This is a genomic window from Psychrobacter sp. NZS113 (genome assembly GCF_015864825.1).
Lineage (GTDB): Bacteria > Pseudomonadota > Gammaproteobacteria > Pseudomonadales > Moraxellaceae > Psychrobacter.
Genome location: NZ_JADYWL010000001.1, coordinates 101,720 through 127,786, shown reverse-complemented (window position 1 = coordinate 127,786; position 26,067 = coordinate 101,720). Strand labels below are relative to the sequence as shown.

General features: G+C 42.1%; 23 protein-coding genes. 12 read left to right on the top strand and 11 right to left on the bottom strand.

What is annotated here, in order from left to right:
- The first annotated feature begins 704 nt into the window (after nt 1-704).
- Together I6E61_RS00560 and I6E61_RS00555 are read left to right on the top strand one after the other, a co-directional pair.
- Complete coding sequence (locus tag I6E61_RS00560; protein WP_197128525.1) at nt 705-1,355, top strand: DUF2939 domain-containing protein; 651 nt, start codon at nt 705-707, stop codon at nt 1,353-1,355.
- 379 nt (nt 1,356-1,734) lie between these two features.
- Nucleotides 1,735-2,724 (top strand): homocysteine S-methyltransferase family protein, encoded by a 990-nt coding sequence (locus I6E61_RS00555; RefSeq protein WP_320158561.1) that lies wholly within the window; start codon nt 1,735-1,737, stop codon nt 2,722-2,724.
- A gap of 32 nt (nt 2,725-2,756) precedes the next feature.
- Here I6E61_RS00555 and I6E61_RS00550 read toward each other — a convergent pair whose 3' ends face one another.
- Together I6E61_RS00550 and I6E61_RS00545 are read right to left on the bottom strand one after the other, a co-directional pair.
- On the bottom strand, nt 2,757-3,821 hold the full coding sequence (locus I6E61_RS00550) for a disulfide isomerase DsbC N-terminal domain-containing protein (protein WP_197128521.1): 1,065 nt from the start codon (nt 3,819-3,821) through the stop codon (nt 2,757-2,759).
- Nucleotides 3,822-4,176: 355 nt separating this feature from the next.
- Nucleotides 4,177-4,881 (bottom strand): pseudouridine synthase, encoded by a 705-nt coding sequence (locus tag I6E61_RS00545; RefSeq protein ID WP_197128519.1) that lies wholly within the window; start codon nt 4,879-4,881, stop codon nt 4,177-4,179.
- Nucleotides 4,882-5,183: 302 nt separating this feature from the next.
- Here I6E61_RS00545 and I6E61_RS00540 point away from each other — a divergent pair, with 302 nt between their 5' ends.
- The 4 genes from I6E61_RS00540 to I6E61_RS00525 all read left to right on the top strand — a co-directional run bounded on the left by I6E61_RS00540 (nt 5,184) and on the right by I6E61_RS00525 (nt 8,267).
- Entirely contained in the window at nt 5,184-5,780 is a 597-nt protein-coding gene (locus I6E61_RS00540) for a YigZ family protein (RefSeq protein ID WP_197128516.1), read from the top strand.
- A 193-nt stretch (nt 5,781-5,973) separates the two neighbouring features.
- A complete protein-coding gene (locus tag I6E61_RS00535; RefSeq protein WP_197128514.1) occupies nt 5,974-7,104 on the top strand; it encodes a YheT family hydrolase in 1,131 nt (376 codons plus the stop codon).
- 49 nt (nt 7,105-7,153) lie between these two features.
- On the top strand, nt 7,154-7,696 hold the full coding sequence (locus I6E61_RS00530) for an acyl-CoA thioesterase (RefSeq protein WP_197128512.1): 543 nt from the start codon (nt 7,154-7,156) through the stop codon (nt 7,694-7,696).
- Nucleotides 7,697-7,889: 193 nt separating this feature from the next.
- Nucleotides 7,890-8,267 carry a DsrE family protein gene (locus I6E61_RS00525; protein ID WP_197128510.1) on the top strand — a complete coding sequence of 126 codons (378 nt, stop codon included), beginning with the start codon at nt 7,890-7,892 and terminating at the stop codon, nt 8,265-8,267.
- 252 nt (nt 8,268-8,519) lie between these two features.
- Here the strand turns inward: I6E61_RS00525 and I6E61_RS00520 are convergent, their stop codons facing one another.
- Together I6E61_RS00520 and I6E61_RS00515 are read right to left on the bottom strand one after the other, a co-directional pair.
- Nucleotides 8,520-9,428 carry a viperin family antiviral radical SAM protein gene (locus I6E61_RS00520; protein ID WP_227685612.1) on the bottom strand — a complete coding sequence of 303 codons (909 nt, stop codon included), beginning with the start codon at nt 9,426-9,428 and terminating at the stop codon, nt 8,520-8,522.
- Between the two features lie 13 nt (nt 9,429-9,441).
- Nucleotides 9,442-9,801 carry a hypothetical protein gene (locus I6E61_RS00515; RefSeq protein WP_197128505.1) on the bottom strand — a complete coding sequence of 120 codons (360 nt, stop codon included), beginning with the start codon at nt 9,799-9,801 and terminating at the stop codon, nt 9,442-9,444.
- 302 nt (nt 9,802-10,103) lie between these two features.
- On the opposite strand from I6E61_RS00515, the gene I6E61_RS00510 reads away from it, so the two are divergent.
- The 3 genes from I6E61_RS00510 (at nt 10,104) to I6E61_RS00500 (ending at nt 14,422) form a co-directional block, all read left to right on the top strand.
- Entirely contained in the window at nt 10,104-11,879 is a 1,776-nt protein-coding gene (locus I6E61_RS00510; protein WP_197128503.1) for a hypothetical protein, read from the top strand.
- Nucleotides 11,880-12,166: 287 nt separating this feature from the next.
- Complete coding sequence (locus I6E61_RS00505) at nt 12,167-13,195, top strand: hypothetical protein (RefSeq protein WP_197128501.1); 1,029 nt, start codon at nt 12,167-12,169, stop codon at nt 13,193-13,195.
- A gap of 183 nt (nt 13,196-13,378) precedes the next feature.
- Nucleotides 13,379-14,422 (top strand): nitronate monooxygenase family protein, encoded by a 1,044-nt coding sequence (locus tag I6E61_RS00500; protein ID WP_197128499.1) that lies wholly within the window; start codon nt 13,379-13,381, stop codon nt 14,420-14,422.
- A 2-nt stretch (nt 14,423-14,424) separates the two neighbouring features.
- On the opposite strand, the gene I6E61_RS00495 is transcribed toward I6E61_RS00500, so the two are convergent.
- Both I6E61_RS00495 and I6E61_RS00490 read right to left on the bottom strand, forming a co-directional pair.
- Nucleotides 14,425-15,372, bottom strand: coding sequence for an alpha/beta fold hydrolase (locus I6E61_RS00495; RefSeq protein ID WP_197128496.1), 948 nt, complete (start codon nt 15,370-15,372; stop codon nt 14,425-14,427).
- A gap of 198 nt (nt 15,373-15,570) precedes the next feature.
- Nucleotides 15,571-16,281: an aspartate/glutamate racemase family protein gene (locus I6E61_RS00490; protein ID WP_197128494.1), complete on the bottom strand. Its 711-nt coding sequence runs from the start codon at nt 16,279-16,281 to the stop codon at nt 15,571-15,573.
- A 97-nt stretch (nt 16,282-16,378) separates the two neighbouring features.
- Between I6E61_RS00490 and I6E61_RS00485 the strand changes: the two genes are divergently transcribed.
- Complete coding sequence (locus tag I6E61_RS00485; protein ID WP_194363338.1) at nt 16,379-16,633, top strand: DUF2798 domain-containing protein; 255 nt, start codon at nt 16,379-16,381, stop codon at nt 16,631-16,633.
- 122 nt (nt 16,634-16,755) lie between these two features.
- Here I6E61_RS00485 and oppF read toward each other — a convergent pair whose 3' ends face one another.
- From oppF to I6E61_RS00460, 5 genes are all read right to left on the bottom strand, one after another.
- Nucleotides 16,756-17,781, bottom strand: coding sequence for a murein tripeptide/oligopeptide ABC transporter ATP binding protein OppF (gene oppF / locus I6E61_RS00480; RefSeq protein WP_320158554.1), 1,026 nt, complete (start codon nt 17,779-17,781; stop codon nt 16,756-16,758).
- 3 nt (nt 17,782-17,784) lie between these two features.
- Entirely contained in the window at nt 17,785-18,954 is a 1,170-nt protein-coding gene (gene oppD, locus I6E61_RS00475) for an oligopeptide ABC transporter ATP-binding protein OppD (RefSeq protein ID WP_197128492.1), read from the bottom strand.
- A gap of 27 nt (nt 18,955-18,981) precedes the next feature.
- Entirely contained in the window at nt 18,982-19,887 is a 906-nt protein-coding gene (oppC, locus tag I6E61_RS00470) for an oligopeptide ABC transporter permease OppC (protein WP_010197600.1), read from the bottom strand.
- A 110-nt stretch (nt 19,888-19,997) separates the two neighbouring features.
- The gene (gene oppB, locus I6E61_RS00465) at nt 19,998-20,918 is read right to left on the bottom strand and encodes an oligopeptide ABC transporter permease OppB (RefSeq protein ID WP_194363336.1); all 921 of its coding nucleotides are present in this window, start codon (nt 20,916-20,918) and stop codon (nt 19,998-20,000) included.
- Between the two features lie 189 nt (nt 20,919-21,107).
- Nucleotides 21,108-22,778 carry an ABC transporter substrate-binding protein gene (locus I6E61_RS00460; protein ID WP_197128490.1) on the bottom strand — a complete coding sequence of 557 codons (1,671 nt, stop codon included), beginning with the start codon at nt 22,776-22,778 and terminating at the stop codon, nt 21,108-21,110.
- Nucleotides 22,779-23,782: 1,004 nt separating this feature from the next.
- Between I6E61_RS00460 and I6E61_RS00455 the strand changes: the two genes are divergently transcribed.
- Both I6E61_RS00455 and I6E61_RS00450 read left to right on the top strand, forming a co-directional pair.
- A complete protein-coding gene (locus I6E61_RS00455; protein ID WP_197128488.1) occupies nt 23,783-24,760 on the top strand; it encodes a zinc-binding dehydrogenase in 978 nt (325 codons plus the stop codon).
- Nucleotides 24,761-24,935: 175 nt separating this feature from the next.
- Nucleotides 24,936-25,940 carry a YhdH/YhfP family quinone oxidoreductase gene (locus I6E61_RS00450; protein ID WP_197128486.1) on the top strand — a complete coding sequence of 335 codons (1,005 nt, stop codon included), beginning with the start codon at nt 24,936-24,938 and terminating at the stop codon, nt 25,938-25,940.
- Nucleotides 25,941-26,067 lie beyond the last annotated feature (127 nt).

The window sequence follows — 26,067 nt, the reverse complement described above, 5'->3', positions numbered from 1 at the left end:
TCGATTCAGTAACCCTTATCAATCATTATATTATTGCTACTCGTTTTCTCACTTAAAGGTTTCACATGAAACACAATGAATAGTGAAGAAAAAGAGATGATAATGTTAAGAATCTTACAAGTGAATACGGCGGGATGCTGCTTAGCCAAATCAATTATTAAAAGTTTGCGCTATTTATGGAGATGGCATAATGATTTATCAAGCTCTCAGCGATGGAAAGTATCGTTTAAGAGTATTTCGTCACTACAAAAAGGTTTTATTAAGGAACGAACAAAGTTTTTCATACCTTAATACAATTGAGCCGTGCTAGTATTTATCGCCAAGTTTATAGCCATTTATCTTAAAATTATTAGGGTCTGTTGAACATTCAAATATTAGGGCTGCTGATTGCTAAAATTGCATCAAACTAGGCGCAAACCGACGATAATGTCGAGACCTTAGCTAGGTTTGCAACAACGTTTGGGGGGATTTTAGCATCAGCCTTGAGAACGGATCGAGCAAAGCACTGCTTTGCCCGTTCGCAAGGCAAGAGCTGTGCTCGAGTGGAGGGCAATACTATTTTTTGCCAATATATGGCGAAATTGTTTCACCTAGAATGACTAGGCATCAAAAATTTCAATGCCTATTGTCTAAAAAATAGTGATTGCCAGCACCACATTTGAATGTTCAACAGACCCTAAGTTTGCGACAAGGTATCGTTTTTTATGAAGAAGCTGATTGTTTTATTAATCATCATCGTAGTCGCCGTCTATGCAGGTTCGCCTTATTACAGTGCATATCAACTCAAAAATGCCTACGATGACAAAGACGGTGCCACCATTGCAGCGGCCATTGACTATGATCAAGTAAGGCCTAGTGTGCAAAACCAATTAACCAGTCAGTTTACGGCGACGATGACCCAATATCCGTTAGTTTCTCAGCTGGGTGGCGAGCCTTTGACCGAGGCTGCCAATAGTTTTATTGCAAAAGCAGTTAATGGTGCCATCACACCGCAGAATATTGAAAAAGTTATTAACACGCAAGGTCAGGCTAATACAGCAACCAAAGAGTTAGCAGCGGCATGGGCTATCGCGAGTAACCAAGTCAATCTGAAAAACTTGATTCAAAACCTCATTATCCAGCGCGGTGATGTCGATGCGGTGGTCAAAAGCCAAATGCAGGAAATCATGACAAAACAAGCCGCTGAACTTGAGAAGCAAGTGGCTCAAGGCTCTGATAGTGACAAACCTAAGCTGAGTTATTGTGGCATCAATTGCTTCACTATCAGCGGACAAGTTAAAGGCTATCCACTCACCATAGAGATGCAACGTGAGGGTCTGATTAACTGGAAAATCGTCGATATAGTGTTGCCATAGTACAAGACGCTGCGGTTGCGAATTTTGCGCTATCGCTAATTATCTATAATAAAAGCACCTATTATAATCCGTTATAAAAAGTCACAGCGCGAACCTCGCTAGGAATATCACCTATATTCTTAGCAAGGTTGCCTTGGCTGTTTTTTGAATCAACGAGGCCGTGTCATCAATTAGATTGTGGGCTTAAAATGAGAAAAATTTAGCCATTTTAAGGCCACTAAATGTATTAATATGCTAGTTGATGATACGCCCTACATTAAACCAATTTATAAGTGAGCGTACGATGCACACTCAAACAACCTCTCCAGTGACAGATACAGTAACGTCTGCTCAACCTAATGACTCGTTTACCACGCCAGCGCCTAACTCTCTACCACCAATCACCATACTAGATGGCGGTATGGGACGTGAGCTTGAACGACGCGGCGCTCCTTTTCGCCAACCTGAATGGTCAGCGCTATCATTGAGCCTAGCGCCCGATAGTGTTTGTGATGTCCATTTGGACTACATAAAAGCAGGTGCGACTGTTATCACTGTCAACAGCTATGCAGTCACTCCTTATCATTTGGGAGACAGCTTTTTTAGTGAGGGTGAGCAGCTCATCAGGACTGCAGCGCAGCTCGCATTCGAGGCCGTACAAGAGAATGAAAAGCAAGAAAGCGAAAATCCTAACCACGCAGCAAGCGTACAAATCGCTGGCTGTCTACCGCCACTATTCGGCTCTTACCGTCCTGACTTGTTCGATGCCAAGCAAGCCCCTACGATTGCGCGTCCGTTATTGTCTGCACAGATAGATTATGTGGATATGTGGTTGGTGGAGACACAAAGCAGTATCGTTGAAGCACAAACGTGGCATCAGCTAATTACTGAATTTACAGCGACTCAAAAAGAAGCTGTATCTAAACCCATTTGGATTGCATTTACGCTAGATGACAGTCAGTTAGATATTGCTGCCGATGACCTTAATAGCAGTGCTGATTCCAATCGTGCTGTGAGCACACCGACGTTGCGCTCTGGTGAATCAGTAGCCGAGGCTGTACAGGCGATGATGGCATTGAATGTCGATGCCGTACTGTTTAACTGTAGTCAGCCCGAGGTCATGAATGCAGCATTGCAAACTGCGAAAGAGCTGACTGATAAAGCATCGCACCCTATGCAACTGGGCGTCTATGCCAATGCTTTTGTCTCAAAGCAAGTCCATAAACAAGCCAATGCACAACTGCGCGACATACGTGAAGACACCACACCTGAGCATTACCTAACGTGGGCCGAGCTTTGGCAAGCCTCGGGTGCAAATATTATTGGCGGTTGCTGCGGGATTGGTGTTGAGCATATCGAACGACTCGCGCAGCATCTAACCGATAGATAACGATATCTTAGTAGTATCGCTAGTGGCGTGGTTTAGTCTACGCCCAAAAACTCCAAGAATTCAGGGCTCTCAAAGCTGGCTTGATAGAGTACGCCATCCTCACGGTAAATAGCAGGCGTCGCCATCACGGCCAGACCAGCTGCCTTTTCACGGTTCGGCGTTATATGATCGGTGTTACAGTTAGCTGGTGCAGGCGTCATCTGACCCGCTAGCATTGCTTTATCAAAAGCTTTGCGACGACTGCTTTCATCAGCTTGACACCAGATACCACGCATTTGTGCAGGTGATGCCTCATATATCGGATAGCCGATAACGTTGACGGTGACACCTTTTGTATTGAGCATGGGTATCTGTTGATGCAATCGGCGGCAGTACGGACAATTCACATCATCAGCCACATAGATGACAGCGCGCTCTTTGCTGGTCGCTGTGTAAGTAATCACTTGGCTCTTATCCAACGTCGCAAACACAGACTGATTTTTCAGCGATTCAAACTCTTCGTCGAGCCCAATAAACTGACCATTTTCGATGACAGATATCTCACCATCGGTGATGTACTGCGCATCATCTGATAATAAGAAAGGCACGCCTTCTAACGTCGCACCCCAAATAACACCAGGTACGGCAGTATAGAAAAATGGTGTTTTAGCACTCATATTTTTCAGCGCTGCCATATTTGCTAGCATGTCAGATTTGACGCTAGCACTGACAGGTTTGCCTACCTGCGCACTCGTGCTGCGTGCTGGGGTTTTGGTCACTACCCGCTTGCTTGGGTTCTTTTGTAGCTCACCTTGGATGACATATCTGCCATCTTCAGTGATGTGCAAAGGTAACTGCCCCGCCAAATTGACTTGATACATATTGGGCAAGTTGGATGGCACAATAGAGGTGATTTGCGTTTTGATACCTGCCTGAGCCAACAGTTGGCGCAAGCGACTGTCAATAGATTTACTTACTGTGCCAGCACCTTGAGGGCTTTGGGCACTTTGACTGACATTCTTACTGGTAGCATCATTGGCACTAGGCTCAGCACATGCAGTCGTTGCCAACAGTATGGTACTGATTAGACCAGCAGATTTTAATACGGATAATTTCACAGAGACAGTCCTATCTGATTTGTAATAATGACAGTATTTAATAACGATAGTGTTTAAGAACGACATTGTTCATGCTAGCCACGTGGCATAGCAAGTAACATATTATGTAAATATAGAGATTAAAGAGGTGAGAAGACTTTAGCACAAGGATAATATTTGCAAAGTGTTAAAGGCTCAATTTTGCAAAATTGCTACTTAGCTTTAAGAGATAGGCAACACATACTGCCCTGAAAATAAAAGAAAAAAAGCAGCACACTGTTTAGTGGCTGCTCATTTTAGATAATATGTTTGCGAGTTATTTTAAAGCGAAATCATTTTAAAGCGAAGTTATCTTAAAACGAAAGAAAGCAACGACTTAAAACTTAGCAACTTCTTCTGGTGTTAAGAAACGACTATCGCCTTTCTCCAATCCTTCTAAGTTAATATGACCAATGCTGGCACGATGTAAATCAGTTACTCTATTGCCAAAATAACCCATCATACGTTTAACTTGATGATATTTACCTTGCTCTAACGTCAGGCGCGCATGTGTTGCATCGATGAACTCAAGAACCGCAGGCTTGGTTTCTTCGTGATCACCTTCTAACAAGATACCTTCCGCTACTTCTTTGACTGCATTGGCTTGAGCATCGCTGTCCATCGCATCCGCTAAGGTCAGCTCATATGTTTTGGCATGCTCGTGCTTAGGACTGGTCACACGATGTAGCCAACCACCGTCATCACTGATCAGCAGTGCGCCAGTGGTATCGACATCTAAGCGACCAGCAATGCGTAAGCTACCAAGCTCTGGCACGGCTATCAGCTCAGTGACGATTGGGTATTCTTTGGCCTTTAGCGTACATTCAAACCCTTCAGGTTTATGAAGTAAAATATAACGACTGCCAGCCGCGACCGAGAGTGGTTCACCGCCCCACATCACTTCGTCATTAACGATATCGACATGCAAACCAGGATCCTTGACGACCTGCTCGTTCACCATAATCTCACCGGCGTGCATGATTTTTTTGGATTCTTTACGTGACAGCTCAGTGGCTTTACTAATAAATTTATCTAGACGCATACTATTTACTACCATCCGTTTTATGATACCTACTTTACCTCAGCATATTCAGTTCTATCTAAATTAGAGAGGATGTCAGGCTAGTGTCGTCTACTGTTTGTAGTCCTTTCACTCACCATTCTTGTCTCTAAGTTACCTTGAACCGACTATAGCAGCAACGCGGGCACTCACATTGAGCTTGCATCGCTATCTTCACGGGTAAGAAGTGGTACTATAATAAAAATTAAATAAACACTGCGCCAAATATGGACGACAGTGAAAGTAAGACCAGTTTACCATATCCAACCTAGACCTGATGAAATATGAGCTATCAAACGCTAAAACGTACCGTCACTGCTCGCTTAGAAATCAAGAAATCTGAGTTTATTGCTTATGCTTATCCCGTAGCGTCACGCGAGGACGCAATGTTTCACGTGGAACAGCTACGAGAAAAGTATCCCGATGCCCGTCATCACTGCTGGGCCTATATCATTGGCGATCCAAATAACACCACCAGTGCTGGTTTCGATGATGATGGTGAGCCAAATGGCACGGCAGGACGTCCAATATTAAATGTATTGCAGCACAAGTCTATCGGCAATGTCATTATCATCGTGGTGCGTTATTTCGGTGGCATTAAGTTAGGCGCAGGCGGTCTAACCCGTGCGTATGCAGGCTCAGCACAAGCGGCCGTCGATCAGATGACATTAAGCCCTTATGTCCCAATGGCAAAAGTACAGATATTGGCAGAGTTTGCCACCGAAGCCCAATGTCGTTACGTCGTCGATAGCCTGAACGGCAGCATCGATGATGTCGCTTATAGTAAGCAAGTAACACTGACTGTGACGCTTGCTGAAGTCGATATCGATAGTTTAAAAGAACGCCTTGCGATGGATGGGCGGGTGTTGGATAAGCACTAAATGATACATGATGCTAATTGATTGCTTTTAGGTATCTACTTTTGAAGGACTTTTTTTAGCGTCTACTTTGCAGTGGTTGTTTTAAGTGTCTGATATTCAGTAACCATGCGTTCACTGAAAGTCATTGGTTTTGCCCATTGCCATCGGTATGATAAGCCATTGCTTTTTAACAATAATTAAATAAGAGCCATTTATGTCTGTTTCCAAATCGAACAAGCCATTCTCTCCAGCCCCTTTTAAGCCACCATTTTGGTTAACCAATCCCCATCTACAAAGCATCTTGCCCAAGTTCTTTGCACCCAAAGCACCAACCTATCGCCGCGTGGTGATGCAAGATTCCTTAAGTGAAACCGATATTGCTTACGACTTTTATGATGCGCATTCTGTAGAGGCATCAAAAGCTGGTGAGCTTGAGCAAACGCCATTGATTGTGCTATTTCATGGTATGGAAGGCAGCAGCGATAGCCATTATGCTCGCGCGCTGGCATATCAAATGCATGCGCAAGGCTGGCATTTTGTGGTGGTGCACTTTCGTAGTTGTGGCGGTATTCCAGCTAATGGTCGAGTTTTTTATAATGCGGGTGATACTGCCGAGGTGCATCACGCGCTACAGAACTTACGTGCGCAGTATGCCAATATCTATGCGGCTGGCGTGTCACTCGGTGGTAATGCACTAGCGAAGTACATGGGCGAGTATGGTGACGAAGCCATCTGCAAAGGCGCTGCGGTCATCTCTGCTCCCGTCGATATGTCGTCAGCGGCCATTACCATGCACAGCTTTTTGAGTCATCGTATCTATACGCCTTATTTGCTCAATCCAATTATCAAAAAAGCGTTGGCGAACGATATTACCAAAGAAGAAATTGATGCTATCAAAGCCGTCAATCGTATCAGCGACTTTGATGATATCTTCACCGCCCCGCGTCATGGCTACCGCTCCAACAATCACTATTATCACTCTTCTTCTGCCCTACCTTATTTGATCAACGTAACTAAGCCTCTGCTACTGATTAGTGCAAAGGACGATCCTTTTATTGGCTTTACCGCGACGCCAAATGATGTCTCTGATAGTGTCACCATTTTAGATACCCCGCACGGTGGTCATATCGGTTATCTGCGTTATCGCTCCGACAATCATCCAAAGAATAGCGCAGACACCCATTCAGTAGATGGTCAATCTACTGATAATAAATCTAGCGTTGAGCAATCTAGCACCAATGGTAAAAAAACAAAGACCTCAAAATTCGATATCAACTGGATACCCGAGACCGTCAGTGCTTATTTTAATTATATTGGCGTACCGTCTAATAAAGAGCACCAATAATCATCTGGTAAACCCTACCTTTATCCTTTAACCTTTTTGAGAGAGTTCTATGTACCCATTTATCCGTTATGCCAGCACCATCGCTCGTGCCGCCCTAAAAACGAAAAAGGGCGATACATTGACGCTTAAAGACACCAGTGAGATTCAGTTTCGCTGTCGCTTATCTGATATCGATAACTTTTTAGAGATGAATAACGGCCGCGTATTCACGTTGTATGATTTGGGGCGTATGGATTTTGCGGTACGCACTGGACTTGGCAAGCAACTGTTAAAACAGCGTTGGGGTTTGGTCATCGCGGGCAGCACCATCCAATACCGTAAGCGTATTCGCGCCTTTCAAAAAGTCACGCTAAAGACAAAAATCGTCGGTATCGATGCACGCTGGCTCTATATCGAGCAATCTATGTGGGTCAAAGGACAGCCCTGCTCATCTGGACTACTGCGTACGGGTGTGACAAAAGGCGGCAGAGTGATCGATACGGCTCAAGTACTGGCTGCATTGGGACAGTCTGATTGGGATCTGCCGCCAACTGGCTACGTCGCCGAATGGATAGAGAGTGATGCCGACCGCCCATGGCCACCAACGGAGTAGTGGCTAGAAATTTCAACTTAAAACAACTCTTACTAAGCATTTATTGAAAGCACGTCACAAACAAGCCACCTTATGGCTACTATTGCACAACAATACATTATATAAATACATATATTAAATTGTTAGGATAGTAGTGAGTTTGACACTCAACCAAATACTATCTAATTAAAAATAGTCTCATAAGGAAAATAATATGATTAATAATACGGATTACGTCGGTACTCTATTCGACAATAGCGAATCAAACCCAAGCAAAATCACCTTGGCTTTTACTATGGCAGGTGTGGCACTCAAAAAAGGACACTCTGCCTCAGTTATATTGATGGTAGATGCGGTGCACTTGGCATTGCCCAACGCGTTGGCAAAAGTGGATATCGGCGCACCGTTTGAACCTGCTGGCGAGTTACTAGAAGCCTTTATCGAAAAAGGTGGCCAAGTCTTGATCTGTAGTGCATGTATGAAGCACAATGGTATCGGAGAGTCAGCTATCGACAAGCGCTTCACAGTCATCAGTGGTGATGATGTGGTTGAGCTGTTGATGAATGCGAAGGGGTCGTTGCAGTTGAATTAGTAGCAAGCGTTCAAAAGTAAAATTATAAGAATGGGTCAGTTTTCTTAATCATCGTTTTGGATGATTTGAAGGCTGGCTCTTTTTTTGTAATGAATAAATTTTCCACATAGATTGAAATTTTGAGTAGGTGCGCCCAGCGCACCAATTTTTTATATTATTTTAATTAAGCAAGATATCAGATTAGGTCTGAGCTAGTATAGCTAATAACTATGTTCAAGGAGCTTATTAATAGTAATCTAATTTGCATTAATATTACGTAAACCTTGGAACAGTATCGATAAGCTTTTCATTAATATTATAACGACCTAAAAACTTATCAAAACTAAAGTTTATTTGACTAAGTGCCTTTTTAACTCCAATCTCGACAATAGGATGACTATAAACATAACCATCAGTTAAATTAGAGTTTTGGAAGAAACGACCTAATGGGTCTACCATAATGTATGAATCCATCATCTCGTTGTTGTCCTCTGATGCTATGATGCTTTTAAAATCTGAATGCTTATCTAAAAATACACTAAACATTGTGTCTGTAATCGTTGAAGTATAGCCCTGGCTGGGCAATACCTTAAATACTTTCCATTTAGAAGGATTAACATCTCTAATAAAGCCCGACAGATCTTCATTAAAATTATTACTATTAACTACTGTATTGATTTTGATATCTATCTCAGTGTTTAGCTTTCGCAAAGCATGAATATCGCTACGAACTTTGTCAGTATCCATTACCTTGTTCTTCTCAGATCTCCCGATAATCAAATTAGTTTTATGGTTTGTAGAATCCACACTGAAACCTATCCAGTCTAGATTTTCAGCTATTAGTGAGAGCAATTCAGTATCTAGACGACTGCCATTTGTGATAGCGGACACACGAAAGCCATAACTTTTAGCACGCTTTATTATATGAATAGCTTTGGCTTTATATAAAAATATCTCGCCACCAACTAAGTTTAATCTAACACCATCAAATTTAGTATTTTGTTCGCCTTCCAGTATAGTCTTCAACTCAAAAACTTCGTCTAACAGTTTATCTGTCAAGTATTCATCATGAAACAGCTCTTTTCTGCCTTGTTTATCCCACTTTGCGAAACAGAAATCGCAAGCGTAGTTGCAAGCTTCTGTAAAATGCCAATTTATAACGAGCTCAAATGTATTATGCATATTCATGTCTCTATTAGTATGATTTATATTGATGATGGCTATCCGTATTGTAGGTAGTCACCAAATTGTTTTCACAAACCACTACCGTAACCCCTCCTTTGTTCATCATCTTGAGCACCAAACCCCTGAGTTGTATTAGATTATTTATTGCCTTAGCTATAATATTTGAAGCTCTATAGTGCTTATATTTCTTATACATTGAACGGCAGTCTACTAATTTAGTGTCTAACTCGTTTAAATAGTCATTCAAACATCGACGGTCAGTTATATATCTGTCTCCCTTAATAATCCCTATCTCTAGAGTCAAATCAACCATGCTTTGGACAATGCCACGATTATTCATCCGCTGTGCCATATGGGTTGTAACTCTCATAAACACCTCCTATCTATAGACCATTGTTATATCGAGAGTTAAATAATACTATAATAGTAGGATAAATAAAATGTAATATAGATATGGTAAAAAATATTATCATCTAATTTTAAATTAATAAATTACTATTAAGATACGATTTTTATTTTAATATAAAATAATCGTATCTTTTTTATAAAAAAACAGTAGACCTATACCTTAGTGCTGTCCAAATATTATTTATAAGAATATTCAACATATTAATTACTTACAGACAGTATCCCCAACTAACTAAAAATAAGACTATATTTAGGAAATTACTAATGAACTCAAGTTACAAAAAATACGATGAAAAGCTAATCGATTTAAATCTGGAAGTACTAGGAGTACGAGATAAGGATATTGATAGTATTGTCAAAGAGACTAAAAATGTTACAAAGATGGTGTTTGAGCAAGTATTTTTAGTGATGCTATACACAAGACAGCTGATGTTGCACCCTAAAAATGGTGCAAATGTTAAAGCTAGATTAAAGCTTATTGATATTGTGTTTAGCGTCGAGGATTCATCTAACAGAAGTGAGATTTCAAAGGTTAGAAGTGACATATTACAAATGATGGAGGCTAATAAAGGCAGTAATGATGTCGTCCTAGAGTTACTGCTTTTAAAGGATAAAACTAAAACTGATGCTATTGATAAAATATTATTATCTATACAAAATGCACAAATTGCCTTTGCTCCTCTTGATAATATTCATGGTGTAGAACCAGATTTAAAAGGTAGTGAAAAACAATATACATATTACGAGATGTATGCCTCGCTCAAATATACAATGACTATTTTTCAGAAGTTCCTCAACAGCCCTGTATATGATAAAAGCACCATTAAGATAGCCTTATTTGAAAAAATAAAGTTAGAATCAAATATAAAGGATTTTAGAGATGATCATGAGCGATGGATTAGTGAATATAGTCTATCGGATGAGAAGAAAAAAATATTAAATCTTCTAAGGAAAGAGCACTATGCAGAGCTGGTCAAAAATTACGGAAATTTAGATAAAAAGATATTTATACAAGACCTTAGAGCAGATATAGCTATTAATCTAGGTGCGTGGGCACACGATGTATTTCGTTATATTCATGACGACAATTATTCATCAAACATATTATATGGTACAAAGGAAACGAATTTTTTTAACATAGCTAATAATAGAAACAGTAGTCACGTAACTATAACGGTTGATAGAGCACCTTTAGAGGACATCTATAAGCTTAATCAACTAGAACAATTAATGGACAATATTAAAATTGCGTTAAAGGCTAGTTTTGAGTCTAAAGAGCGTACCGCAAACGAAAATGTTGGAATATTAGCAATACCTTATGTAGAAAATAAACATGAGACAAAGATTAATAATGAGGATGCATTAACTATATTAAGCGAATGGTATACAGAGAACTCTATTGGGTTATTTAGGAAGGTAGACCAAATACCGTCGACTATTGTTTCTATTATTGATTTCGACCTTTACAGCCCATTATCCGAAGTTAATAAATGCTTAGATGATGCTCTTAGGATACAAGACGCATATAACTATAATCGCCAAACTAAGACTCAAAGCAAAAACCTATCGAAAAAAAGTCCAATAAAAAATCGTAATGAGCTAATTACCTATATTGTTTCTTTATATTTATGTTTGGGTACATATACATATGAAAATTTTAGTCGAGCTAGCAAAATTGTTTCTAAGATTGAGAATAATGAGCGTATAAACTTAAATAAATATGAGATTTTGGGAAATACAACGATGTTTTCATGGTCGGTTTTTAAACTTATCGGACAACCAGAGTGGCAAAATAACAGGTTATATCAGAAACTTGATACAAACTTTGATGAGGACAAACAAAACAAGATGATGTATCTCTTTAAGAAGATACCAATATCTATCCGTAATAATGAGGGTCGTAGAGTAAAAATACTATCTGAAGACACTACTGAAGACGTTTTAGAAACTTTAGTCAACTTTATTACCAATCAGCCTAGTACAAAACCTTATCCTTACAACTCTTCATTTCCACTACCACTAAGAATTCGGAAAAAATAATAGACGAAGTAGTAACATCGATAATAACTAGTGATCTATACTGAAGAAACCGTAGTCAAATATTTTGACTACGGTTTTGTAGTTGACTCTATTAAAAGTAGTAAAGGTAGATTTGGGGAGTGGTCTAACCCTGATTGGAGCGGATATACTTAGCAAAGCACAGGGGGAACACTCGCTTTTTTTATGTTCGGATAATCGTTATTTGGCTTGCTGATTATTATAAATTGAGTAGCTCTTATCATTATAAGATGGTGGGTATTTAATTATTCATTTACATAGGGATTTCAATGAACTGTAAACTATTTTTATCTATCTTGAGCATTGGGTTTCTTACGACCGCATTTAGTCATGCTGATGAGAGAGTTACGACCAATATAGATTCTCCTTCAGTTGCTAGCAAACTTAGCGATATTAATCGTAATGATTTAGCAATTGCCAGTCCGCTGGGTATTACAGTTGGTGAAGACTCTATTGACGTGGCAATGCAAAAACATCCAAGCTTTGAACCGACCTTACAGGATTGGAATAGTGAAGCATTCGGGTATCGCCCGTTGGGATACAGATTTTATAGCCTATCCACCGATCTGTTTCCAACTGAAGATGCAAATATAGAAGAAATTGGCGTGTTTGCTGACAGCAAAAATATCATTCAAGAGGTATATATTGTATATGATACTGAATTAATATCTTATGATGAAATGCTTTCTGAAATAAAGCAAAGCTACTTAGAACACCCAATGACAATAGGCAGACTGAATAACTCTTACGCCTACATTAATAATGATTTTTCAGGATATTCTTGGGGGTATTTCATTGGAGAAACAACACAATTTGTCGGTAAAAATGTAAATATCGATATTGCGGAATTTTTATCTGGTGAAATTAAAGAAGACCTGAATAACATGAGTTCTATGAAACAGTTAGATGGTGTTTCAATGGCGCACTTAGATTCAGAGCCTGACTGGATAGAAGATGCCCTTGAAAGAAAATTAACAGTGATTTATTCGTCGCCTTCAATGGTGAGCATGCGCAATAAACAATATTTTTATACTGACAAAATATATAGCAATATCTATCAAACTGAAAAAATAATAACCGACTATTTATCACAAGTAGGCTCAGATAACTTCAAGTTAAATAACTTGACTTATCATGAAATTTTAACGCACTTTGTTGATCAACAGCCTATTCCATCTACTGATAATGAAACAATTGAGTTATATAAAACAATCGTTGCGCAAACACAAAAGGATTTACTCTTAATAAAAACCTTCATAATGAGCGAAAAAATACGTGCTGCTATTCCATGGAAGTGATAAAGATCAGGAAATCTAAGGCATTACACAGCGTTTTGAAGCGAAACTAAAATCCTCTAAAACACCGATTAATAAAAACCCACCCCTTCTATTTCCTAACTAAATAAACGCTATCTCACATACTCTGTACTCAGCTCTGTTAAAGTAAGTCATGCAAACACCCTACTAAAAAGGCAGTCAGTCATGACCTTACTTGATACCCTGAATCTCTCCTACCCTATCGTCCAAGCTCCCATGGCAGGTGCAACCACACCTGAACTGGCGGCGACGGTGAGTAACTTTGGCGGACTGGGCTCATTAGGATCTGGCATGACGGCACCAGATACTTTGACTAGCCAAATTGATACCATTAAATCGCTCACTGACCGACCTTTTATGATCAATCTGATGGTGCTCTCTGAACAGGACTGTATGACCTTTGATACCGCAATACCCGCTTGGCTAAGTCAATACTATCAAGACAACAATATCGAATTTGCACTACCTGAACGCCCTGCTCAAAGTTTCGAAGATCAGCTACAAGTGCTCTTTGACAATCCTGTTCCTGTCGCCAGTTTTACCTTTGGCATTATCAGTGCCGAGCAAGTCCAACGTCTGCAAAGTCTCGGTACGCGCGTCATCGGCACCGCTAATCATCCATTAGAAGCAAAAGCATGGGCAGATATTGGTGCTGATGCGGTATGTGTACAAGGGGTCGAAGCTGGCGGACATCGCGGTGGTTGGCTGCCGCAAAGTGAAAGCGATCCATTGGGGCTATTGACACTAATGAGCCAAACGCGCGCCTGTACCGATATTCCTTTGATTGCAGCAGGCGGCATTATGAATAGTCAAGCCATCAAAGCTATTCAGGCAGCTGGTGCCGAGCTGGCTCAAATAGGAACAGCGTTTTTGACAACAGACAAATGCGGCATCAATGACATTTATAAACAAGCTTTACTCGATGCCAGTCAAGATAAGCGCAGCTCAGAAACGCGACTAACTCGATTATTCTCAGGTAAGCTCGCTCGTGGTTTATTGAATGATTATCTACGTGACTTTGCCCAATTTGAAAGCGCTGATAAGCTACCGCCCTACCCGCATTTAAATGCCATGACGAAATTTATGCGAGCTCATGCTAGTAAGAACTCTGATGCAGAACACCTCTCTTTGTGGGCAGGACAAGGGGTTGCCTTAGTCAAACAAGAGAGCACGCTTAGACTGCTTGAGCGGTTGGTAAAAGAGTTATAGATTTATTCATCTTTTAGCGTTGCACGAAATTTTTTATAATCCTCGGCCGTATCTTTTACCGCCTCTACCATCGGTACATGACCCACTTCCGACATCATGATGACCTGTGCTTGTGGCATCAGCTCGCTCATTATTTCGGCAGTCTCAGGTTTTATGACCTTGTCCTCTTCTCCCCAAACGATCAGCGTTGGAATATTATATTGTGCGATAATTTTTGCACGCTCTTCTACATTGTCTTCGATGATCTGTTTGAGTATTTTAGTATTCAGTGCCCGATTAGCGATACTCTCTTGGGCAAAAACAGCTTGTATCGTCTTTGGAACATAAGGTGGCTTGTACATGACCGTCTTATACATCGTAAAATATGCTTCAGTGTTGTCAATTAACAAAGGACTGTTATCAAGGTCTAATGCTTTAAACTCTCGTTGTGTTTCAGCTGACCAAAACCCACCACTATCGAGTAACCACAAGCTTTTGACACTATCAGGATACATCGCTGCATAGGCGACACTGATAGCCCCGCCCATTGAGTTGCCACCGACATGAATACCCGAGGCCATTTTTTTCGCTTGTAATAGTTCATGCAAACGCTTTGCTTGGGCATCAGCGCGGTAGTCCGCCTCTGGTGGTTTGCTAGAATTACCAAAACCTAGCAGGTCAGGAACGATCAGATGATAATCGCCTAACTTATCTGCAATACGAGTAAAGTTGTCTTTATTGCCACCAAAACCATGAATCAATAGTAAGGGTTCACCAGCTAAGTTGCCGCCTTCTAAATACGTCATTTGATCGCCAGATGCCAGCGTTAATGATTTGGCCTCAAGGTCTGACTTGTTGCGTTCGTACTGCACTAGCTTTTGGGTCGTAGCGATGGTAAAGGTGTTGGGCGTCGTACATCCCACGACAGAAAGAGCCAGTAGAGCAGCCAAACTCGTGCGCAGTAATACCATCAAAACATCCTCATTTATGGTTGGCAAAACAACTTGAATAGATAATCTTAGCACAAGCCTATTTAGGGCAAATTGATTTGTGATTACGCGTAAGTCAGTGTTTTTACAACAACGAGAATATCAGGGTATCTACTTTATTCGATCGACAACACCCTATGCAATTGATGGTGTTTTAAATGAGCGAATGGATGAAGCGCGTTAGTCTTCATCCAGCAAAAACGCTACCGCAGCTTCAGCATGAATAGCCGTGGTATCAAAGATAGGAATCACACTATCGGCTTGGCTAATGAGTAAGCCTATCTCGGTACAGCCTAATATCACGCCCTCAGCACCTTGCTCCGCCAAGTCTTTGATCACTTGGCTATAATACTCTCGTGAGCTGTCTTTAAACTGACCAACGCATAGCTCTTTTTTGATGATGCGATGTATCTCTGCACGCGCATCCTCTACTGGTATCAATACTTGCAAACCTGCATCAATAAGACGCTGTTTATAAAAGTCTTGTGTCATCGTAAACTGCGTACCTAATAAGGCTATCTTAGTTAGGTTATTCTTCTTAATGGTGTCCGTAGTCGCATCAGCGATATGTATGAGAGGTACATGGATGACTGCCTGAACATCATCAACCAACTTATGCATCGTATTAGAAGCAATCATTAGCCCGTCTACGCCAGCAGCTTGCAAACGCTGTGCACTACTTGCCATCAATACACCCAACTCGTCCCACATTCCCTGCTCTTGTAGCTCATTGATTAAAGCAAATTCCACACTATGGATGAACAAGTCAGCTGAATGTAAGCCGCCAAGCTTATTCTTGACACCTTCATTAATTAGTCGATAATAGCTTTCTGTACTTTCCCAGCTCATGCCGCCAATAATACCTAGTGTTCGTTGTTTTTGGTAACCCATGCTATTTATCCTATTTATTATTTTTTAATTCTCATTTATCGTATCAGAAATACTGCCCATGGGGCATGACGATTACTATGTAGGAGGACATAAACCTATGGCAAAACTTACCGCTATCAAACTCCGCACTCGCCGTAAATACTACCGACTGATCTTTACTGGCATCATGGCGTTGATGATGTCGCTTATCATCTCAACAGCGTTATTGGTGGTCAAACAAGGCTTTATCGATGGCTTCTTTATGGAGCTGATGCATTCTTGGGTTTTGGCCTTTGGTTTTGCTTGGCCAAGCGCTTATATTTGTGCTTATCTGGTACAAGAGCATGTGTTGAGTAGAATAGAGTTTTATTGAGACGCAATTTAACCATTATCAAACCGCTATAGCGTTAACTTCGCAAGCCGTACTGATGTATCGCTTGCGCGCGTTTTTCTCGTATCAATATCATTGTGGATATTGCTATAGCTGTGAATGGACTAAGACGCAACTTTATTCTTTAGACAAGCGACTCTATGGTTCAACGTACCTTCTAACTCAGGTTTGATTTGGGCACACTCGCTGTCAGCGATCGGGCAGCGAGTACGGAATACGCAGCCTGACGGTGGATTGATCGGACTTGGCAAATCCCCTTCTAACAACTGAATGGTTTTATTACGTTCGGCGATAGGATCAGGTAATGGCACCGCAGACATCAGCGCTTGGGTATATGGATGCGTCGGATTGCTATACACGGCCTTGTCTACCCCTAGCTCAACCGCATGACCTAAATACATGACCAGTACCCGATCGGCGATATGCTTAATCACTGACAGATCATGAGCGATAAAAATCAGCGCCAATCCCATCTCTTGCTGTATGTCTTGCAATAAATTAATGACCTGCGCTTGAATAGAGACGTCAAGGGCGGAGACTGGCTCATCACAGATAATGATTTTAGGCTTTAGTATCAATGCACGAGCAATACCAATGCGCTGACACTGACCACCAGAGAACTCATGCGGATAGCGGTTAATCTGATTGGACAGCAGGCCAACCTTTTTCATCAGGGCACGTACTTCATCCTGCACCTCTGCTTTTTTCATGTTTGGATAATACGTCCGCAGCGGTTCTGCGATGATATCCCCTACGGTCATACGCGGATTGAGCGAGGCTAGCGGATCTTGGAATATCATTTGAATGTCTTTGCGCTTCATTCTCATGGTTTTTTTGGAAGCGCCCACGATCTCTTCATCACCGAATTTAATACTGCCGGAATTGGCTTGTATGAGGCCGATGATCGTTCTTGCCAGCGTCGACTTACCGCATCCCGACTCACCTACCACGCCCAAAGTCTCGCCAGCGAATAGCTCAAACGAGACGCCATTGACGGCTTTTAAGGTATCGGGCTTTTGCCAAAAGTACGTGCCTTTTTGCTTAATATTGAATGTCGTATGCACATTTTGTACTTGTAATAGCGGGGCTTGGCTGCTGTTTTTGACCATCTCTGTATTTGATAGTGTCATGCTCTAGCCCTCCAGCGTTGATGGATTTTTGGTGCCCGTATCAGTATCGGTGTCTGCTGAAACACTCTCTTTAATATCTGCTGACTTATCGACTTGCATCTCAGGCTGCCAATGACAAGCGCGTTGACGCTCATTAGGCAGAAACTCAAGTGGCGGCGGTACATCACGGCAGATATCCATCGCATGCGTACAGCGCTCATGAAAAGGACAGCCAGTCGGCAGGTTAAGTAGATTAGGCGGACTGCCAGGAATAGTCTCAAGCTTACCTTTATCATCATCCAGACGCGGAATGGCTTTTAATAGCCCGATAGTATAAGGATGCGTCGGCGTATAAAAAATCTCTTCCGTCTCACCATATGCCATGGTACGACCAGCATACATCACAAGCACCCGATCACAGATACCTGCCACCACACCCAAATCATGCGTAATCATGACAATAGTGGTGCCAAAATCACGCTTTAGCTCATTCAATAGCACCATAATCTGTGCTTGTACGGTCACATCAAGTGCGGTCGTTGGCTCATCGGCAATCAGTAGTTTAGGCCGACACAGCAGCGCCATAGCAATCATGACCCGCTGACGCATACCACCTGAAAACTCATGCGGATACATGCCAATACGGTTTTTTGCCTCAGGGATTTTGACCGCATCGAGCATACGTATCGACTCTGCCCATGCGTCTTTTTTGCTCATACCTTTATGCAGGATCAACACTTCGGCAAGCTGATCGCCTATTTTCATATATGGGTTGAGTGAGGTCATTGGATCTTGGAAGATCATAGCGATTTGCTCAGCGCGAATTTTATTCAGTGCCTTTTGTGATAAGCCCAGCAACTCATTGCCTTCAAATTTTACGGAACCTTTGGTACGGCCATTCTTTGCTAGCAAACCCATGATGGCAAACGCCGTCTGCGACTTGCCAGAGCCTGATTCGCCGACGATGCCCAACGTCTCACCCTCATGCAGGTTAAAATTTAAACCATTCACGGCGGTCACAAGTCCATCTTCGGTCGTGAATTGCACAGATAAATCTTTGACCGCCAACAAGCTGCTTTCTTGATTGGCTTGGCTGGCTGGATTGCCCTGATTATTGAGCTCTGACTCAGCGCCTATCTTACGGACAGTAGAATCTATTTTTTTAGGTGCACTATTAATATCTTGAGTTGCCATGATGTTGTTCTCCTAGCGAGCTTGAGCCTAGCGGTCTTTGGGGTCGAATGCATCACGTAGACCATCGCCAATAAAGTTAAAGCAAAATAAAGTAATGACCAAAAAAGCCGAGGGAATCAAAATCTGCCAAGGGGCGACTTGCATCGTTTGTGAGCCCTCTTGGAGTAGCGCACCCCAACTGGTCATAGGCTCTTGTACACCAAGTCCTAAGAAGCTCAAAAACGACTCAAACAAAATCATCGTTGGCACCAGTAACGAAGCATAAACCACCACCACGCCAAGCACGTTGGGCACGATATGACGCAGGATAATATTAAAGCCGGATACCCCGCCGACGTGTGCCGCTTCAATAAACTCTTTGCTTTTTAGACTGAGCGTCTGACCACGGACGATACGAGCGACATCTAGCCAAGAGACCAATCCGATAGCGACGAAAATTAAAATAAGGTTACGACCAAATATCGTCACGAGCAAAATCACAAAGAACATAAAAGGAAAGGCGCTAAGGATTTCTAAAAAGCGCATCATAATCATGTCGACTTTGCCGCCCAGATAGCCTGATGTTGCACCATATACCGTACCAACCAGTACCGCCACCGTTGCACCAGCGATACCCACCAATAGAGATATTCGCCCGCCGACTGCTGTGCGCACGAGCAAATCTCGACCCAGCGAGTCCGTACCAAAATAATGCTTGTTTTCAATCGAGGGTGCAGACTGCATAAAGTTCCAGTCGGTATCTGCATAACCAAAAGGCGCTAGCATGGGCACAAAGATGACAAACATACCGACGAGTAATAAGATAAAAAAGCTCGTCACTGCTGCTTTGTTTTGATAAAAACGTCGCCACGCATCTTGCCACAGGCTACGACCTTTAATCTCTTTAACAGGCGTATCCATAAGCTCGGTTGGCTGGTCTACGGTCAGGCTCATAGTCGTCCTTTTACTTATCTAATTGAGGGTCTAATTGAAAATCTGATATTTATTTTTAAGCGATGATTGGCATTTATACGGTGTGTTTTAAGCGGCCATCAATATTAATATCAATACTGGATTTTCGGATCAATGATGGCGTATAAAATATCGACGATGGCGTTAAAGGCGATCGTTAATACACCAACCAAAATGGTCAAACTGAGCACGACCCCATAATCACGATTGAGCGCTCCATTCACAAATAACTGTCCGATACCCGGCAAACCAAAAATAGTCTCGATCACGATAGAGCCGGTAATAATACCCACGAAAGCAGGACCTAGATAAGAGATGACGGGTAATAAAGCTGGTCTGAGCGCATGCTTCATCACGATTTGTCGCATCGGCAAGCCTTTAGACCGGGCCGTGCGAATGTACTGGCTGTTCATCACCTCAATCATAGAGCCACGCATGATACGCGCGATACTGGCGACATAAGCCAATGCCAAGGCGGTGACGGGCAATATCAAATTTCGCACGGCCCCATCGTTCCAGCCACCTGCTGGCAGCCACTGCAAAATAATGGCAAAAATAAGTACCAATAGTGGGGCTTTCACAAAGCTTGGAATCACAACACCTGTCATGGCAAACGCCATCAGTACATAATCCATCCACGAGTTTTGCTTGAGCGCCGCTATCACACCAAGGATAAGTCCTAACACCAGTGCCAATATAAAAGCGTACATACCCAGTTCCATAGACACTGGAAACGACTGCGACAATAGCTCATTGACCGTATAGTCTTTATATTTAAAAGACGGGCCAAAATCGCCTACTGCCAGCTGCTGTAGATAGTGGATATATTGCAGCCACATAGGATCGTTAAGATTGTATTTGGCTTCGATATTGGCCAATACCGCTGGCGACAAGCTGCGCTCACTACTAAAAGGACTGCCCGGTGCTAACCGCATCATAAAAAAGGACACGGTTATCAACACAAACATGGTCGGAATGGCTTCTAAAATCCGCCGAAAAATAAGCTTTAGCATAATGCCTCTTTATAATATTACCTGTACAACGATGCCTGATTTTAAAATGCTCGTTTTGAGTATTTACGCTGCTTTCAGATTTTCTCTAATCCATAGCAGACCGACGCTATCAATCGGAATTACTCCTTTTCATAGCGCCTGCTGATAAGACTATTGGATGGTCATTCTTTGATGATCAGTGCTTAATGATCAGTGCTTGGCGATAGAGATATCTTTACCTTGCCAATTATCTAGAGGATCGTTCTTTGAAAAGCCGATGACGTAAGGTTTTACCAAACGAGGGCTGACGTAATGATAGATATTGAGTAGCCCCATATCTTGATCTAACTGTGCCTCAGCTTTTTGATACAAGCTTGCACGCTGCTCAGGTGTGACACCCGCTTTTAACGTTTGAGCCATTAAGCTATCAAAATTGGCATTAGCATACTTACCGTAGTTACCGCTATTGTCAGATTTGGCAATATTCAAAAAGGCTGAAGGTTCGTTATAATCCGCACACCAGCCAGCACGAGCGATTTGATAGTTACCGTTGCGGCGCGTATCCAGATAGGTTTTCCACTCTTTATTCGTCAATGTCACATCAACAAAACCAAGTGCTTGCGTCCATAACGAAGTGGCAGCAACTGCGACCTTTTTATGGTTGTCATTGGTGTTATACAGCAGCTCAAACGCGAGTGGATTACTCTCGTTGTAGCCGGCTTCATTCAAGAGTTTTTTAGCCTCAGCGATACGCTTTTCTTTATCCCAAGTAGACCATTCTGGTGTATTAGCCACATCTCCATTCGCGGCGGTAGGCGTGAGCTGATAAGCCGCCGTTTGTCCTTGACCGATCACCTTATCTGCAATAGTGTCGCGATCCAATGCCAAGGCTAACGCGCGACGTACTTTTGGATTATCAAAAGGCGGTTTGACCGTATTAAATTCATAGTAATACGTACAAAGATAAGGAGAGACTCTAAGCTCATCACCATTGCTCTCTTTTAAGGAAGCGAACTGCTCGGTTGGAATCTCGTTATAAGTGACATCCACTTCACCAGCCTGATAGCGCGCAACATCGGTGGTGCTAGAAGGAATCGGTAGTATCGTGATGGTGTTCAGCGTCGTATTGGCATCGTCATAATAAGAAGGATTACGTGTCAAAACGAGTTCATCGTTGATCTTCCACTTACTGACTTTGTAAGGACCATTGACGACGATGTTGGCAGGATCTGTCCATTTATCACCGAATGCTTCGATGGTTTTTTGATGCACAGGTTTGACGGAGTTGTGAATCAGCATATCTGGAAAATAAGGTACGGGCTCTGACAACGTGATTTGCAATATTTTGTCATCGATTGCTTTTACCCCAAGCGTCTCGATGCCAGCAGCGCCTTCGACGATTTTGTCAGCGCCGACGACCTTTGCATCAACCAAATAGCTTGAATAAGGGGATGCGGTATCTGGATCGACCAATCGGCGCATACTATAGACAAAATCTTGCGCCGTCACAGGATCGCCGTTTGACCACTTAGCGTCACGCAGTTTGAACGTCCAGACTTTGTTGTCTGGACTCTCCCACTCAGTTGCCATTCCTGGAATGGTTTTGCCGTCTGCATCGGTATTGGTCAATCCTTCAAATAATTGGCGACCAATATTAGACTCAGGTACACCAGACACCTTATGAGGATCTAGCGACTCAGGTTCCGTCCCGTTATTGATGACCATTTCCTGAGTCTCTGCCAGTACGCTTGGATCAATATCAGCTGATGAGCTGGCATTATTGTTTGCCGTATCGTCACTACAACCGGTCATAAACATAGCAAGTACAAGGGAAGTGGGTAAAAAGATAGCAGTACGGAATGAGACAGGGTTGTGGGTCATATGGCGTCCTAGCGGGCAGATGGCGAACAGATTAATCAACCTGTTCATAAATCCATTAAAGTTGAAAGTTTATCGTTTTCATATTCATTATTACGTAGTTAGGGGTCATATTCTGACCACTAACCTCATAGCGATGATTAATCAGACATTTCGAATATCTAAATTTCTGATGACTAACATCTGTGAATAATGAACGTTATAAAGTTATTAGTAATAGTAATAATCAAAAAAGCCATCTATGTCAACAATTTTTCAGTTCATAGAAGAAATGTAAATATAGTCAAACATCTGCATGTACTAATAATGAGTAGAAACGAACGAAAAACATACTCATTCATAGAATTTTACAAGGATTTATACATTTTTTTCATAAAAACCCATCACTCATTAAAATATTATTCTGTTGTGATAAATTGTAGCTGACATCTATTTGAAACTTTATAGTGCTGACGAATTAATGTTTGAAGTAGTGATATGCTATCGAGTGTAAGACATCTGAGAATTTAGAGAATCATATCGAAGACTGCTCATGTCACGTAATGTAACAATTTCTAATGCGACCGCGAGTAGCATGGTGGTTAATTAACATAAGTAATTAATTGCTATATTCGCCATAATTTATTGAGTCATGTTACCAATAATTTTTCTTTTTAGTTTCTTTTCCAAAGGTCATACTAACTACAGAATCTTGCTGAAGCCCATAATCAAATACTATAAACGGCTTTACATCCATACTAACGGTATCGCCAAGAATACTACCGATGTAAGCCAAGCTTTCTATAATAAAATCCCGTTAGCGCAAATGTATCCAACGTCTAGACGACCAGTCTATTTTTAAGTATAGTGTCTTTGTGAGTCGATAACCTATAAGCATCATTATCATGGTATCGTTTCTACTAGAAGAAAAAATACATTGGTGAATGACCTTGATAACATGATATTTATAGTCGGTTATTCATACACTTATAAATAAACCAAATCATAAATACATAAAGGAAATTATTATGCGTAGTGCTATTCATAACAGCTTTGGCAAACCTTCTGACGTATTGAGCGTGGGCGACAGTCCTATGCCGCAGCCTGCTGCCAACGAAGTCCGTATCAAAACTATCCTCTCACCTATTCACAACCATGACATGCTGACAGTGAGTGGACAATATGGCTATAAGCCTGAGATGCCAGCCATCGGCGGTAGTGAAGCGCTAGGCATTATCGATGCCGTAGGCGATGATGTGACAGAATTTAGTGTTGGTCAGCGTGTGGCGTGTGCCAGTGTGCATGAGACGTGGGCGGAGTATTTTGTCGCCCCTGCTAGTATGGTATTTAACATGCCTGATAGCATCGAAGACGAACTGGCTGCACAGCTGATTGCTATGCCACTATCTGCCTTAATGTTATTAGAATTCTTAGAAGTGAGTAGCGGTCAATGGATCATCCACAACGCGGCAAACGGTGCTGTCGGTAAAACCCTTGCGATGCTAGCAGCAGCGCGCGGTGTAAATACGATTAACCTCGTACGTAGTAAAGACGCGATAGAAGAGCTGACCTCACTTGATATCAAAAACAATGTCGTCACAGCTGACGATGACTGGAAAGACCAAGTTCGCGCCATCATTGGTGATGACAAGATTACAGCAGCCGTTGACTCGGTCGGTGGTGAGTCGAGCAACGAGCTACTATCATTACTTGGTAGCAAAGGAACGCTGGTCTCATTTGGTATCATGTCAGGCAAGCCAATGGCACTGGACGCTGGCAGCTTAATCTTTAAGCAAGCGACTGTAAAAGGATTCTGGGGCAGCAAAACCAGCCAAGAAATGGATCTAGACAACAAACAACGTCTGATCGATGAGCTACTAGAACGCGCAACGAATGGCGATCTAAAACTACCAATCGAAGCTATCTATAGTCTGGACGATATCGCCACCGCAGTGTCTGGAAAAGTGCAATCAGGTAAAAAAGGCAAAGTTCTTTTAAAACCTTAATTCCTGCACTCGTCTCTTAATCTCGTAATGAGTGCAAAAACTAGCGGTATTAGAAAAAATAAGAAAGCCCATGTGTATGAACAATAAGATACGATGGGCTTTTTTTAACCATTCTGCAGTACTAATATCGCTAAGTTAATGAACACAAATAATAAAACTGAATAGGGATATAACCATGTCAAACGATACAACTTTCAAAGCCTTAGTCGTTGAAGAAACCAGCGATGGCGAATTTAAAAAAAGCATTCAAGAACGCAAAATCAGTGACCTACCAGAAAACGATTTGCTCATCGAAGTACATTACTCATCATTGAATTTTAAAGATGCAATGTCGGCATCGGGTAATAAACGAATCACCAAACAGTATCCACATACCCCTGGTATCGATGCAGCAGGCGTGGTCGTCAGTGACAAATCAGGCACGTTTACCGTAGGGCAAGAAGTATTGGTATTCGGCTATGATCTCGGTATGGATACAGATGGTGGTCTGGGTCAGATGATCTCAATCCCAACAGATTGGGCACTGGCTTGTCCAGAAACGCTCACGCTAAAAGAAGCAATGACTTATGGTACTGGCGGATTGACCGCAGCGCTGAGTGTGCAAAAGCTAGAGAAAATGGGCGCAAAACCAAGTGATGGTCCAGTCGCTGTGACTGGCGCAACAGGTGGCGTCGGTACGATCAGTATCGCTATCCTAAAGCAGCTCGGCTATGAGGTGATTGCGTTCTCAGGTAAGCCTGAGCAAAGCGAGCATCTAAAAGCATTGGGCGCGAGCGAAGTACGTCATCGCGATACCATCAATGAAATTGGTAACAAACCTGTCGGCCGTGAGCTATGGGCAAACGCCATTGATACCATTGGTGGTGACTACTTACCCAACCTACTAAAGCAAACTAAAGCGGGCGGTGCAGTGACCAGTTGCGGCCTAGCCAGTGGCGCTGATTTTTCGATGTCGGTAATACCTTTTATCACCCGCGCGGTGTCATTATTGGGTATCGATTCGGTCTATATTCCACTGGCTGATAAAGAAGCCATTTGGAAACGTGTTGCCACCGATATGAAGCTGCCTAATCTTGAGAGCTATGGTGAAGAGATTACGCTAGAGCAAACGCCAGAATACTTAGATCGCTTTATGTCGAGCAAAGTGGTTGGGCGTTATGTGGTGAATGTGAAGGGTTAGAATTTTAGCTTAGCGGTTGAACATTATAAAAAGGCAGCATCTCTTTTGAGGTGCTGCCTTTTTTAATTTGAAAGAAATTATATCAAAGCTTATCAGTAAGATAACATAACCTTTTTAGCATCAACTA